The organism is Microbacterium testaceum StLB037, assembly GCF_008763945.1.
In the GTDB taxonomy this organism is placed as follows: Bacteria; Actinomycetota; Actinomycetes; order Actinomycetales; family Microbacteriaceae; genus Microbacterium; species Microbacterium testaceum_G.
The window spans coordinates 339,932-352,549 of the sequence record NZ_VTQH01000003.1 but is presented as its reverse complement, the minus strand read 5'-3'; the positions used below and the strand labels follow the sequence as shown (position 1 = coordinate 352,549).

Below are 12,618 nucleotides of genomic sequence, written 5' to 3'. Positions count from 1 at the left end.
GGTGGGGCGGGTGTCAGGGAAGGGGTGCGAGGAAGTCGGCGATGACCGCGCGGAAGGCGTCGGGCATCTCGAGGTGGGTGCAGTGGCTCGCTCCGGCGAACACGTGCGAACGAGCGCCGGGGATGTGCTCGACAAAGGGTTCCCAGGTCTCGGGAGTGGCCTCGTCGAACTCGCCGGCGACCACGAGGGTCGGCACGGCGACCCGGGGCAGGCGGTCGATGATCGTCCAGTCGCGACCCGTGCCGACGACATGGAACTCGTTCGGGCCGTTCATCGTGAAGTAGACCGTGGGGTCGGCGAGCATCTGCTGCTCGCTGTCGACGAAGTCCTGCGGCATCGGCGTGACGCGGCACACGTGACGCTCGTAGAAGACGCGCGTGGCCTCGGCGTACTCGGGGTCGTCGAGGGTGCCGGCGGCTTCGTGCCGGTCGAGGGCCTCGCGGGCCTCGTCGGGAAGCTCGGCACGCAGTCGCGCTGCTCCCGCGAGCCAGAGGGCCATGGATGCCGGCGAGTTGCAGATCTCGAGGCTCCGCAGCCCCGCGGGCTGACGCACGGCGATCTCGGCCCCGAGCATGCCGCCCCACGACTGACCGAGCACGTGGTACTCGTCGAAGCCGAGCGCCTCGCGCAGGTTGTGGAACTCGTCGACGAAGAGCTGCGGCACCCACTGCGAGGCGGGGGCCTCGGGGTGGTGCGAGCTCTTGCCGCACCCGATCTGGTCGTAGTGCACGACGGTGCGCCCGGTCAGATCGGCGAGGACGTCGAGGTTCGAGACGTAGTTGTGCGCCATTCCCGGCCCGCCGTGGAGCACGAACAGGGGCGCCGTGCCGGTGGGCTCGGCCGGTTCGGTCAGACGGGCCCAGGTGAAGCCGTCGCGGAAGGGGACGGTGATCTCGCGTTGCATGGAGTCATCGTGGACCCCTTAAAGGTGCGTTGGCAAACCTTTTCTGCGGAATTAACATGGGAGAAACGACGGGAGCCCATGGCCGACACCGACGACGCCTCCCTGGTGGAGCGCGTGACCGAGCGACTGATCACCGCCGTGGCGGTGGGAGAGTTCCTCCCGGGCACCCGTCTTCCCGCCGAGCGCGACCTCTCGCCCCTGCTGGGCGTCGGTCGCACGACGGTGCGTGCCGCTCTCGACGACCTGTCGGCCCGGGGCCTCATCGAGCGCCGTCGGGGCCGGGGCGGCGGCACCTTCGTCGCCGAGGACTGGCCGGCGTCGATCGTGGTCGGCGTCGACCGCTGGTTCGAGGAGCGTTGGAGCGACCTCGTCGACGCGTGCACGGCCAGCTCGATGCTGCACTCCTCGCTCGCGCGCCTGGCCGCCGAGCGGCGCACCGACGCCGACATCGCCGCGATGCACAGCCGCCTCGACGACTTCCATGCCGCGGAGTCGGGCGATCCCAAGCAGCGCGCCGACAGTCTCCTGCACCTCGCGATCATCGACGCCGCCCATAACGACGCGCTGCGCGGCATCCTGCTCGAGCACGAGCGACACCTCTCGCTCTCCGCCCCCGCTCACCCGTGGGGCGACCGCGAGAGTCACCGCCGCATGGAGACGCGCGCCGCCCGAGAGCACGACGCGATCGTCGATGCGATCGTGCGGGCGACGCCCGACGAGGCCGCGGAGCTCGCCCGCCGGCACGTGCAGATCGACCTCGAGCTGTTCACCGAGGCGCGCGAGTTCGCCCGCCGCCGGGCAGCCGAGGCCGCGACCGGCTGAGACTCAGCCGCGCAGGCGCTCCTCGAGACCCGCGCGCACGGCCGGCCACTCGTCGCGGAGGATCGAGAAGTACAGGGTGTCCGAAACACTTCCGTCGGGGGCGATGCGGTGCTGCCGGAGGCGCCCCTCGCGCGTCGCGCCGAGGCGCTCGATGGCCCGGGCGCTGCGCTCGTTGCGGGCGTCGCAGCGCAGCGCCACGCGGTTGACCTCCCACACCTCGAACGCGTGCGCGAGCAGCAGCAGCTTCGCAGCCGGATTGGTGCGACCGCCCTGGAAGGCGCGGCCGTACCAGGTCGTCCCGATCTCGACCCGGCCCTGCGCCGGCACGTACTCGTAGAACGTCGTCGCTCCGCGGACCTCGTCGGTCTCGGCATCCCGAACCGTGAACGCGTACAGGCCCGGCGTCGCGATCTGCTGCTCGGCCCGCGCGGCGTACGCCTCGACCGAGTCCGCCCAGGGCGTCGTCATGCGACTCCACAGCTCGGGGTCCGTCAGCGGCCAGGCCTCGGCCGCATCGGCGGGGCGAGCCGGAGTCAGACGGATGCCGTGACCCTCGAGCGTGATGTCATGAGCGGTCATCGTGCCTCCAACTGGGTGACGAATTCGTCCGCGGCCGCGAGCTGTCTGCGCAGGTCGTCGCGGCGGCGGTGGGCTTCGGCGCGGATGTCGGCGAGACGGGCCGCCAGGTCGGGGTCGCCCGGCACCTCGGCGAGCCCGTCGACGACCGCGAGCAGCTCGCCCATCTGCTCCAGGGAGTAGCCGAGGGGTTTCATGCGGCGGATGAGGAGCAGTCGAGACTCGTCATCGGCCGTGTACAGCCGGAACCCGCCCTCGCTGCGCGCGGAGGGACGCAGCAGCCCGATCTCGTCGTAATGGCGCAGGGTCCGGATCGACAGCCCCGTCCGTTCGGCGAGCTCGCCGATCTGCATCGGTCGCACGTCGGTCATGTCCCATCCGATCCCGCAACCCTCTCGTTACGGTAGAGTTCCCTGCGTCGCGTTCGCGACCCCTCCATTCTTCCCCGCGTCGACGCGGGTCCCCTCCCCCACCCCGGAGCAGCTCCATGACCTCTGCCCTCGCGCGCCCGCGCACCGACCCCACCGTCCTCCAGGCCCTGCGCTCCCCCCGCCTGCTGACCCGCGAGGTGCTCGCCGGGCTCGTCGTGGCCATCGCCCTCATCCCGGAGGCGATCGCCTTCTCGATCATCGCCGGCGTCGACCCGCGCCTGGGGCTCTTCTCCTCGTTCGTGATGGCCGTGGCGATCGCCTTCCTCGGCGGCCGCCCCGCCATGATCTCGGCCGCGACCGGGGCGATCGCGCTCGTCATCGCCCCCGTCGCCCGCGAGCACGGGGTCGACTACCTGCTCGCGACCGTGATCCTGGGCGGCATCCTGCAGGTGATCCTCGGCCTGCTCGGGGTGGCCAAGCTCATGCGCTTCATTCCGCGCAGCGTCATGGTGGGCTTCGTCAACGCGCTCGCGATCCTGATCTTCATCGCCCAGGTGCCGCAGTTGATCGGTGTGCCGTGGGCGGTGTACCCCCTCGCCGCGGCGGGGCTCGCGATCATGTACCTGCTCCCGCGCGTCACCAAGGTGGTGCCCGCCCCGCTCGTGGCGATCGTGCTGCTCACCGGGGCCGCGGTCGTGTTCGGCATCTCGGTGCCCACCGTCGGCGATCAGGGGGCCCTTCCCGAGAGCCTGCCGGCGCTGCTGCTTCCGGACGTGCCCCTCACCGCGGAGACGCTCGCGATCATCCTGCCGTTCGCCGTCGCGATGGCGATCGTCGGCCTCCTCGAGTCGCTCATGACCGCGGCCCTCGTCGACGACATCACCGACACGCGCTCGTCGAAGACCCGCGAGTCCCTCGGCCAGGGTGCCGCGAACGTGCTGTCGGGCCTGTTCGGAGGCATGGGCGGCTGCGCGATGATCGGTCAGACGATGATCAACGTGAAGGCGTCGGGCGCCCGCACGCGCATCTCGACCTTCCTGGCCGGCGTCTTCCTGCTCGTTCTCGTCCTGGTCTTCGGCGACGTGGTCGCCGTGATTCCCATGGCGGTCCTGGTGGCCGTGATGATCGTCGTCTCGATCGCCACCTTCGACTGGCACAGCGTCCGCCCCTCCACTCTGCGCCGGATGCCGCTGAGCGAGACGATCGTGATGGTGCTCACCGTCGCGGTGACGGTGTGGACGCACAACCTCGCGATCGGCGTGGGCGTGGGCGTCGTGGCCGCGGCGGTGCTGTTCGCGCGACGGGTCGCGAGCGTCACCGAGGTGACGCGCACGGTCGAGAGCGATACCGCCCGCTACGTCGTGGAGGGCGAGCTGTTCTTCGCCTCGAGCAACGACCTGACCACGAAGTTCGCGTACCACGACGATCCCCGACGCGTGGTCATCGATCTGTCGCGCTCGCACGTGTGGGACGCATCGACGGTCGCCGCTCTCGACGCGGTGCAGACCAGATACGCCCATCTCGGCACGACGGTCGAGATCGCGGGCATGAACGACACCGCCGCCCGACTGCACGCGCGATTGAGCGGAGGGCTCGGCGCGGGACACTGACCTGCTCCCGCCCGACGCGGGCGTGTGACGTCGAGCCCGTCGCCGGGTCGGTGCGGCGGCGTCAGGACCGCAGCGTCGTCGACGGCGTTTCGCCGAACTCGCCGCGGTACATCGCCGCGAAGCGGCCGAGGTTGGAGAACCCCCAGCGCGCCGCGATCGCCGCGACCGTCTCGACGGAGGGGTCGGCGCTGCGCAGCTCGGCCCGCGCGGCGTCGAGGCGCACCCGGCGGAGGTACTGCATGGGCGTGCGTCCCGTCGCCGCACGGAAGGCGTACTGCAGCCCGCGCGGTGAGAGACGTGCGGCCTGCGCGATGTCGGCGAGCACGACCGGCTCGGCGGCGTGCGCCTCGACGTACGCCTTGGCCCGACGCACCGGGGCGGGCAGGGGACGCGAGGGCCGACCCGCGGCGAGGGCCTCGGTGAAGGTGGTCGGGAAAGCCAGGAGCGACGCCTCGAGAAGGAGCGTGCGGGCCTGCTGCTCGATGAGGGGCGTTCGCTCGGGTGAGCGCAGGAGAACGTCGCGGGCGTACTCCCACGTGCGCGACCAGTACCGCAACCGCTGCTCGCTGACCGGCGCGTAGCCGGTGGGCCGCACCCGCAGGGTGTCGTCACCCGACAGCCGTCGTGCGGCCTCGTCGAAGTCGGACCGCGCGAACGACACGGCCGTCCCGGCGATGCGCCCGGTGAAGGCGAACTCGAGAGGACGATCGACGACCATGAACGGCACGGTGGTGTCGATGCGCTCGCGTCGATACGTTCCCGAGACCCGGGGGCCCGCGATGCGTCCGACCACGACCTGGTCGAGGGGGTCGGATTCGACGAGCATGGTCGACCCGATGGTGTAGTCGCAGAATCCGAAACCGGGCTCGGACGCTGCGTGCCACGCCAGGGCCGGCTGGATCGCCTCGGCGCGCGAGATGCGCGCGCCGGGAACGACGGTCTGCCAGAGGTGCTCCACCGTCTCGGCGTCGCGGGTCTCGATGTTCGTATGCTCCACGCCTGTTTCCTAAATCGTCCGAGGATGTGCGGCGAGACCATTGCGCCCCGCGGCGGGTCCCACTATGGGAACGCTCTCACGTCGGTGATTCGAGAGACTGCGGCGTCGTGGATGCCCCCCATCCGCTTTCTACGCTATCCCGCGAACGGTCGATAATGCGCATTTCGGCGCATTCATCCCCGAGGCGCGAAAAGACATCCGGTATGCGAAAAATGGACCGCGTTCACATTGACCGTTGGTAAGACGCCGCGTCACCATTCCGAGAGCAGCCTCGTGCTGCACGTCGACCGCTCTCCGTTCCCCGGCGCGGTGGTCGCCAGGCGCCTCGGCGCGGAGCTCGTGACCCCGCTCCGAGGCGCCACCGACCATCCATAATGGGAGGGGCCGCCACCCGACGTCCGGCCGCCGAAGGGATGCCATGCCTTTTCGCACGATGACCACGCTGCAGGCCTGGATCGACGAATTCCGAGCCCTCGGCTACGACGACGCCGAGATACTGCGCGTCATCCCCCAGGACAGCGACGACGGCAGCGACGCCGGTCTCATCGCCGCTCGACTGCGCAGCGTGTCGACCACCTTCTTCGTCGCCCCCGGCCCCGAAGCGAACAGCACCGAATGGGCCGTGACGTTCGAACCGCGCGAAGACGCCGCCCCCCTGCCGGCCGGTCGGGTCATGGCGCTCTCGGGCGAACTGGCGACCCTGTCCGCGCTGTGCGCATTCCTTCAGGCCCGCTCGGAAGCGTTCCTCGCCGCCGTCTGAGGTCGCGCCGCGCCCCGATGGACGCCGTGCACCTCAGCGGCTCGCGTACGCCGTGATCTGCTCGAGGAGCACCGCGAGCCGGCGCGCATCATCGTGGTCGAGCCCTGAGACCGCCTCCTCGACCGCGGCGTCGAACGCGCGCAGTCTCGACCAGGGCGGGGTGTCGAGATCGACGATCGCCGTGATGTGGTTGACGCGACGGTCCTCGTCGTCGAGATCGCGACGCACGGCACCCCGCTGAACCAAGCGGTCGATCAGCGTCGTGACGCCTGCCGACGTGATCCCCAGATGGTCGCGCACGTGCGAGGGGCGAGCTCCGGGATTGTCGGCGACGAAGAGCAGGGCGCGGGCGTCGAGTTCATTCAGCGACAGCTCCCGCCGTGCCTCCGCGGCCGCGACCCGACGCGCCTCGCCGTAGGACAGGAGGGCGCGACCGAGCTCCGACCCCGGCGAGGGGCGAGACGGAGTATCGGTGGACGAATGCACGACCCATGATCGTACTCATCTCCGCCCAGTGCCCGTGGAGGTTGCACACCGAGCGTCGACGTGTTCACCCCACGGCCGGAATCCGACGTGGCCCGGACGATGCGCGCGTTGCACGGCGAGAGAGCCGGGGCAAGGCCCACGCGGCGGACGGCGGAACGTTCCTAGAACGGATGGCCGACGCCGGCGAAGGCGGCGGGATCGCCGGCGATCTCGTCCGCCGGGTCGCCGATCATGCCTCGACCATCGGTTCCTGGCTGGGTGAGCGCGATCCGCAGCAGCTCGTGCAGGAGGTGACCTCGTTCGCCCGTCGTCGTCCGGGCACCTTCATCGCCGTCGCCGCCATCGCCGGTATCGTCGTGGGCCGTCTCAGCCGCGCCATCGCCTCCGGCGCGGCATCCGGAGCGTCGGAATCGTCGGCCTCGTCCAGGCCTGAAGCCCCGCGGTTCGCCGAGGCGGATGCCAGGGCCCGCGCCGCCGAGCAGACGCCGTCCGCCACGCGCGTCGACGCGCAAGCCGGCTCCTTCCCCGCCCCGCCGATTCCCGGCGAGCCCCGCGACGCCCACGCGACGAACCTCGGCGAGGTCGAGCCGGGCGTTTCGGGGGACGACACGGGACTCGTCCCCGGTGCCGACGGCGGCGACCCGCCGTTGTATACCGAGTCCGCCGCACGACTCGACGGCGCACGAGAGGGGGACGCGGATGACCGACGCGACACCCTCTGAGCGCCGGGCGGCCACGACCTCGCTCGGCGAACTGGTCGGCGAGGTCACCCGCGACATGTCGACGCTGATGCGCCAGGAGCTCGCCCTCGCGAAGGCCGAGGTCACGGACTCCGCGACCAAGTCGGCCAAGGGGGCGGGTCTTCTGAGAGGCGCGGGATACGCGGCCGGGATGGTCGTGCTGTTCCTCTCCATCGCCCTCTGGGCGGCCCTGGCCCTGCTGATGGGCGAGGCGTGGTCGGCCGTCGTGGTCGCCGTGCTCTGGGCTGTGATCGCGGCGATCCTGTTCGCCGTCGGTCGCGCCCAACTGAAGAAGGTGCGGGGCGTGCCGCAGACGGCCGCGACCCTGCAGGAAATACCGGAAGCATTCACGAGGAACGAGGAGAACCGATGAGCGATTCACCCGAGGCCATCCGCGCCGACATCGAGCGCACGCGCGCCGAGCTGGGGTCCGATGTGGACGCCCTCGCCGACAAGGTGTCGCCGTCCAAGATCGTGGAGCGGCAGAAGGGCAAGGTGCACGGCGCCGTGCGCAGCGTTCGCGACCGCCTGATGGGCGTGGCGGACGACGCCGGGTCCGCGGCATCCGACCTCGCCCACCACGCGGGCGATGCCGCGCACGGCGCGACCGACAAAGCGAAGGGCAACCCGTTGGCGGTCGGACTCGTCGCCTTCGGGGCGGGTCTGGTGCTCGCCTCGCTCATTCCGCCCTCGCGCGCCGAGCGAGACGCGGCGGCGAAAGCGAAGGACAGCGCCGCGCCCCTGGTCGAGCAGGCGAAGGACGTGGCCCGCGAGGTCGTGGACGATCTGAAGGAGCCGGCGTCCGACGCGGCGGCGGCGCTGGAGGACCGCGCCGCCGAGGCCGTCCAGCACGTCAAGGATGACTCGACCGAAGCAGCCGGGGCCGTCCGCGACCGCGCGCAGGAGGCGGGAGAGAGCGTCCGCGACGCGTGAGCACCGCGGGACGGAGCACCGGGCTCGCTCCGTCCCGCGGCTCGCGCGGGCACACCTTCGCACATTCACCCGTCGCCTCACCTCCCCGAAGACGCTCGCTCGCCGGAGGCGCCCCGGCCATGCCCATCGCCCGCGCCCTGTCAAGCCGGTCTCCGTCGACGTTCCGCGGGGCTATGACGGAGGCAGCGCCGTCGGGAGACGGCCGGACCCCGTCGGGAGACGGGGAGAGGAGAACACCATGATCTACGGACAGCAGAGCGAACGGCAGACGGGCTCGGTGTGGAGCATCGCCATGACGGCCGCCATGGGCAACGGCATCGGACCGCGCTCGATCGAGGAGACACCCGCGCCGCGCTCGGCGAAGCGGTGGCCCTGGTCGCGCACGGCCCCGGCCGGCGAGGCGATGGTGGTCGCGCCCCGCGCCTGATCCACCGCCCCTTCACCCGGCGCGTCGGCTTCTTCCCCCGGAAGCCGGCGCGTCGGCTCGTGTCCGGGCGTTCACGCGATGGTCTCCGCGGCGTAACCCACCGCGCGGGGTCGAGACCCCAGCATGGGACGACCGCATCCGCGGTTTCGATCCTGGCCCGGAAAGCGACCTCGATGACCCGACCCGTACGCGTGCTCTCGCTCTACGAAGGCTTCTTCGCCGGTGGCGCGCGGATCCTGCATTCCGACGTCGTCGCGGGGCTCGCGGCCCGGGGAACGCAGCAGCATCGCGTGCTCTCCCTGACCTCCGCGGCACGACGCGACGCGTCGGTCCAATCCGCGCACGACGACACCCGCTACCGCCACCTGCGGGAGCGCGGCGTCCCCATCGACACGTTCGACCGCATCGCGGGTGACCGACCGCTGGCGCCCGAGGAGTTCACGCGCGGCGAGCTCGCCCGGGCCGCCCGGCTCTTCGCCGACGCCGACGTCATCCTCTCGCTGAAGGAGCAGCCGCTGAGCCTGGTGGTCGCCCTGCAGCGCGCGGGCCTGCTGCCCGATCGCCCCATCGCCGCGTGCCTGCACCGCTCCGACCCCACCCACTCGGGTCCGGCACTCGGCTGGCTCGCGGAGGCCGCGACCGCGGGCGCGGTCACGGCGACCATCTCGTGCGCCGAGTCCACCTCTCGCGCCTACGCGCGCGCCGGGGTCGCCGCCGGCGAGGAGTGGGTCATCGACAACGGCATCGACACCCGGCGCTTCCGCCCCGGCACGCGCGCCGAGCGCCGACGCATCCGCGCGGGTCTCGGCATCCCGGACTCCTCTCCCGTGGTGCTCCTGGCCGCCCGCTTCGACGCGATGAAAGACCCTGGGTTGTTCCTGCGGGCGGTCGCGGCGCACGCGCGCACGGCGCCGAGCACGCACTACGTCGTGTGCGGGTCGGGCATGACCCGCACCAACCCCGCGTTCCGAGCGCTCCTGGCCGACAGCGGCGTGCACGACGGCGTGACCCTGCACGCGCTGGGGCTGCGCGAGGACATGCCCGAGCTGTACCGGATCGCCGACATCGTCGCCCTCACGAGCGCCTTCGGCGAGGCCTCTCCGCTCTGTCTGGTCGAGGGAGCGGCATCCGGAGCCGTTCCGGTGACCACCGACGTCGGTGACGCGGCGCGCGTGGTCGAGGGATTCGGGCTCGTGACCGCTCGCGAGGTCGACGCGATCGTCGAGGCGTGGGGCGACGCCCTGGCTCTTCGTCCCGCGCTGCGCGCAGCCGCTCTCGCCGCCCGGGTCCGGATGGACCGCGGTCGCATGATCGACGACTATCGCGCCGCCGTCGAGGGCCTGCTCGCCGCGCGGGTGCTCGCCGCCTAGCCCCGGGACCTCGGCCGAGGCTGTCAACCCTCGTGCGGGTTCGCCTCCGGGCGGGTGGGGTGGTCACTCGTCCGACACGAGGAGGCAGTGATGTCACAACCCGCACAGCAGCAAGAGGTCCCCGGCACGGACCGTGCCCTGGATCCCCAGCCCGATTACGGCGTCGACAGCTACCGCGGTTCCGGCCGTCTGCAGGGGAAGGTCGCGCTCATCACGGGCGGCGACAGCGGCATCGGCAAGGCGGTGGCGCTCGCCTATGCGCGAGAGGGAGCCGACGTGGCCATCGCGTACCTGAACGAGCATCAGGATGCCGAGGAGGCCCGGCGCTTCGTGGAGGACGCCGGCCGACGCGCGATCCTGCTCCCCGGCGACGTGTCCGACCCCGCGCACTGCCGCGACCTCATCGCGCAGACCGTGCAGCAGCTCGGCAAGCTCGACATCCTGGTGGTGAACGCCGCGTTCCAGATGAGCCACGACACCCTCGAGGAGATCGAGGACAGCGAGTGGGACTACACCTGGGCGACGAACGTCAGCGCCTACTTCCACCTGGTCAAGGCCGCCCTGCCGCACCTGAAGGAGGGCGCCTCGATCGTGGCGTCGAGTTCGGTCAACTCCGACATGCCGTCCCCCCAGCTGCTGCCCTACGCCGCGACGAAAGCGGCGATCGCCAACATGACCGCCTCCCTGGCTCAGCTCCTCGCCGAGCGTGGCATCCGTGCGAACAGCGTCGCGCCCGGGCCGGTGTGGACCCCGCTCATCCCGGCGACGATGCCCGCCGACAAGGTCGAGGCTTTCGGCGAACAGGTGCCGATGGGGCGTCCCGGCCAACCCGCCGAGCTCGCGCCGGTCTACGTGCTGCTGGCGTCCGACGAGGCGAGCTACGTCTCGGGCGCCCGCGTCGCGGTCACCGGCGGAAAGCCCATCCTCTGAGCCCGTCACGGCGAAGCGCCGCTCCCGTTCGAGGGGCGGCGCTTCGCTGCGTCGGCGCGCGTCCTCAGCTCGCGGGCATCCAGGCGGCGATCGCGATCACGATGATCACCAACAGCGCCACCGCGGCCTGGACGCGCAACAGGACGGCGAAGACGTACCCCTGGTAGGCGCTCCGGCGGCCGGTGAGACCGTTCACGAGGAGCGCGGCGAAGATCGCGACCTGGAACGCGATGCCGATCCACGCCCACGCCGCCACGATCGGGATCGAGAAGGCGAAGAGCACGATCGAGATGACCGCGAGCAAACCGGATGCGAGAAGCCACGCCTTTCGGTTCGGGTTCTGCACGGCCCTCTGGTTCATCACGCGATTCGGGTCGGTCTTCCGGTCGTTGCGGGGGCCGGTCATGGCGGCGTCCTTTCGGTGGGGAGACGCCACCGTAGGGGCGGCACCGGCCCGTACCCGACCGGGTTGACAGACGCGCCGCCGCATCCGGAACCGCCGCCGCACCATAGACGGCGTGCTCTCGCGGCGCTATCCCCGACGGGGGGCGGCGAAACCGTGTCTACAGTGAGGCATGACCGCCCGCATCCTCTCGATCGGCACGGCCCTGCCCGACACTCGTGTCGCCCAGTCGACCCTGCGTGACCTCTTCTCCGCACAGCCCGGATTCGACCGCAAAGCCCAGCGCCTCGTGGGGGCCGCCTTCGACGCCGCCGCCATCGACACCCGGCACGTCGTGCTCCCCCAGCTCGCGGGCGGTACCGGCGACGCGCTCGACGTGCGCGACGGCGACACCCTGCTCATGCCCCCCACCGGCGCGCGCAACGACGAGTACCGCCGCACCGCCCCCGCCCTCTTCGCCGAAGCCTCCCGGTCCGCGATCGCGGGTTCGGGACGGACTCCGGATGCCATCACCCACGTCGTGACCGTCTCGTGCACCGGGATGTTCGCGCCCGGTCCTGACTACCACCTGGTGCGCGATCTCGGCCTCTCCCCCACCGTCGAGCGCTACCACCTCGGCTTCATCGGGTGTGCGGCTGCGATCCCGGCCCTCCGGCTGGCGGCGCGCATCGTGAGCGCCGACCCCGACGCGGTCGTCCTCGTCGCGTGCGCCGAACTGTGCTCGCTGCACTGGCAGACCTCGTCGCACCCCGACCAGATCGTCGCCGCCTCGGTGTTCGCCGACGGAGCGGGAGCCGCCGTCGTGGCATCCGGAGATCCCTCCGAGGCGGGCTTCGACCTCGCGGGCTTCGCGACCCATGTCACCGACGACGGCGAGAAGGACATGGCCTGGACGGTGGGCGATTCCGGCTTCGAGATGACCCTGACCCCCGAGGTGCCGCGCATCATCGGGCGCGAGATCTCCGCGATCGCCGCCGACGTGCTGGGTGACCTCGACGCCGTCGACGCGTGGGCGGTGCACCCCGGAGGGCGCAGCATCCTCGACCGTGTCGAAAGCGCCCTGTCCCTCGACGCGGCCGCCCTGGGACCCTCGCGGGAGGTGCTGCGCCAGCACGGCAACATGTCGAGCGCGACCCTGCTGTTCATCCTGCGCGACCTGCTCGCCGACGACTCCCGCCGCGACGGCGACCGCGTGGCCGCCCTCGCCTTCGGCCCGGGCCTCACCGTGGAGGCGGCGCGTCTGACGCTGCGCCGCCCGGCGGCGTGACGGGGTTGTCGCAGCGCGACAC

General features: G+C 71.5%; 16 protein-coding genes. 10 read left to right on the top strand and 6 right to left on the bottom strand.

All coding sequences use genetic code 11. The features are described 5' to 3' along the window. Positions 1-13: 13 nt before the first annotated feature. Entirely contained in the window at positions 14-904 is an 891-nt protein-coding gene (locus tag F9B98_RS14065; protein ID WP_150958528.1) for a proline iminopeptidase-family hydrolase, read from the bottom strand. 78 nt (positions 905-982) lie between these two features. On the opposite strand from F9B98_RS14065, the gene F9B98_RS14060 reads away from it, so the two are divergent. Continuing rightward, positions 983-1,726: a FadR/GntR family transcriptional regulator gene (locus F9B98_RS14060; protein WP_150958526.1), complete on the top strand. Its 744-nt coding sequence runs from the start codon at positions 983-985 to the stop codon at positions 1,724-1,726. 3 nt (positions 1,727-1,729) lie between these two features. Here F9B98_RS14060 and F9B98_RS14055 read toward each other — a convergent pair whose 3' ends face one another. Both F9B98_RS14055 and F9B98_RS14050 read right to left on the bottom strand, forming a co-directional pair. After that, complete coding sequence (locus F9B98_RS14055) at positions 1,730-2,305, bottom strand: GNAT family N-acetyltransferase (RefSeq protein WP_150958524.1); 576 nt, start codon at positions 2,303-2,305, stop codon at positions 1,730-1,732. Then, a complete protein-coding gene (locus F9B98_RS14050) occupies positions 2,302-2,673 on the bottom strand; it encodes a MerR family transcriptional regulator (protein ID WP_150958521.1) in 372 nt (123 codons plus the stop codon). The genes F9B98_RS14055 and F9B98_RS14050 overlap by 4 nt, the downstream gene beginning before the upstream one ends. A gap of 116 nt (positions 2,674-2,789) precedes the next feature. Here F9B98_RS14050 and F9B98_RS14045 point away from each other — a divergent pair, with 116 nt between their 5' ends. Then, positions 2,790-4,283 carry a SulP family inorganic anion transporter gene (locus F9B98_RS14045; protein ID WP_150958519.1) on the top strand — a complete coding sequence of 498 codons (1,494 nt, stop codon included), beginning with the start codon at positions 2,790-2,792 and terminating at the stop codon, positions 4,281-4,283. A 61-nt stretch (positions 4,284-4,344) separates the two neighbouring features. Here F9B98_RS14045 and F9B98_RS14040 read toward each other — a convergent pair whose 3' ends face one another. Further along, positions 4,345-5,280, bottom strand: coding sequence for an AraC family transcriptional regulator (locus tag F9B98_RS14040; RefSeq protein WP_225310357.1), 936 nt, complete (start codon positions 5,278-5,280; stop codon positions 4,345-4,347). 418 nt (positions 5,281-5,698) lie between these two features. Between F9B98_RS14040 and F9B98_RS14035 the strand changes: the two genes are divergently transcribed. Then, entirely contained in the window at positions 5,699-6,040 is a 342-nt protein-coding gene (locus F9B98_RS14035; protein WP_150958517.1) for a hypothetical protein, read from the top strand. Between the two features lie 33 nt (positions 6,041-6,073). On the opposite strand, the gene F9B98_RS14030 is transcribed toward F9B98_RS14035, so the two are convergent. Then, on the bottom strand, positions 6,074-6,526 hold the full coding sequence (locus tag F9B98_RS14030; protein ID WP_150958515.1) for a MarR family transcriptional regulator: 453 nt from the start codon (positions 6,524-6,526) through the stop codon (positions 6,074-6,076). 170 nt (positions 6,527-6,696) lie between these two features. Here F9B98_RS14030 and F9B98_RS14025 point away from each other — a divergent pair, with 170 nt between their 5' ends. The 6 genes from F9B98_RS14025 to F9B98_RS14000 all read left to right on the top strand — a co-directional run bounded on the left by F9B98_RS14025 (position 6,697) and on the right by F9B98_RS14000 (position 10,926). Then, positions 6,697-7,248, top strand: coding sequence for a hypothetical protein (locus F9B98_RS14025; RefSeq protein WP_150958513.1), 552 nt, complete (start codon positions 6,697-6,699; stop codon positions 7,246-7,248). Continuing rightward, complete coding sequence (locus F9B98_RS14020; protein WP_150958511.1) at positions 7,226-7,639, top strand: phage holin family protein; 414 nt, start codon at positions 7,226-7,228, stop codon at positions 7,637-7,639. The genes F9B98_RS14025 and F9B98_RS14020 overlap by 23 nt, the downstream gene beginning before the upstream one ends. After that, complete coding sequence (locus F9B98_RS14015) at positions 7,636-8,199, top strand: DUF3618 domain-containing protein (RefSeq protein ID WP_150958509.1); 564 nt, start codon at positions 7,636-7,638, stop codon at positions 8,197-8,199. Before F9B98_RS14020 ends, F9B98_RS14015 begins: the two co-directional genes overlap by 4 nt. A gap of 238 nt (positions 8,200-8,437) precedes the next feature. Continuing rightward, on the top strand, positions 8,438-8,626 hold the full coding sequence (locus F9B98_RS14010; protein ID WP_150958507.1) for a hypothetical protein: 189 nt from the start codon (positions 8,438-8,440) through the stop codon (positions 8,624-8,626). Positions 8,627-8,799: 173 nt separating this feature from the next. Then, positions 8,800-9,996: a glycosyltransferase gene (locus F9B98_RS14005; protein ID WP_150958505.1), complete on the top strand. Its 1,197-nt coding sequence runs from the start codon at positions 8,800-8,802 to the stop codon at positions 9,994-9,996. A gap of 90 nt (positions 9,997-10,086) precedes the next feature. Then, positions 10,087-10,926 carry an SDR family oxidoreductase gene (locus F9B98_RS14000; RefSeq protein WP_150958503.1) on the top strand — a complete coding sequence of 280 codons (840 nt, stop codon included), beginning with the start codon at positions 10,087-10,089 and terminating at the stop codon, positions 10,924-10,926. A gap of 64 nt (positions 10,927-10,990) precedes the next feature. Here F9B98_RS14000 and F9B98_RS13995 read toward each other — a convergent pair whose 3' ends face one another. Beyond that, positions 10,991-11,332: a hypothetical protein gene (locus tag F9B98_RS13995; RefSeq protein WP_150958501.1), complete on the bottom strand. Its 342-nt coding sequence runs from the start codon at positions 11,330-11,332 to the stop codon at positions 10,991-10,993. A 169-nt stretch (positions 11,333-11,501) separates the two neighbouring features. Between F9B98_RS13995 and F9B98_RS13990 the strand changes: the two genes are divergently transcribed. Further along, positions 11,502-12,596 (top strand): type III polyketide synthase, encoded by a 1,095-nt coding sequence (locus F9B98_RS13990; protein ID WP_150958499.1) that lies wholly within the window; start codon positions 11,502-11,504, stop codon positions 12,594-12,596. Positions 12,597-12,618: the final 22 nt, after the last annotated feature.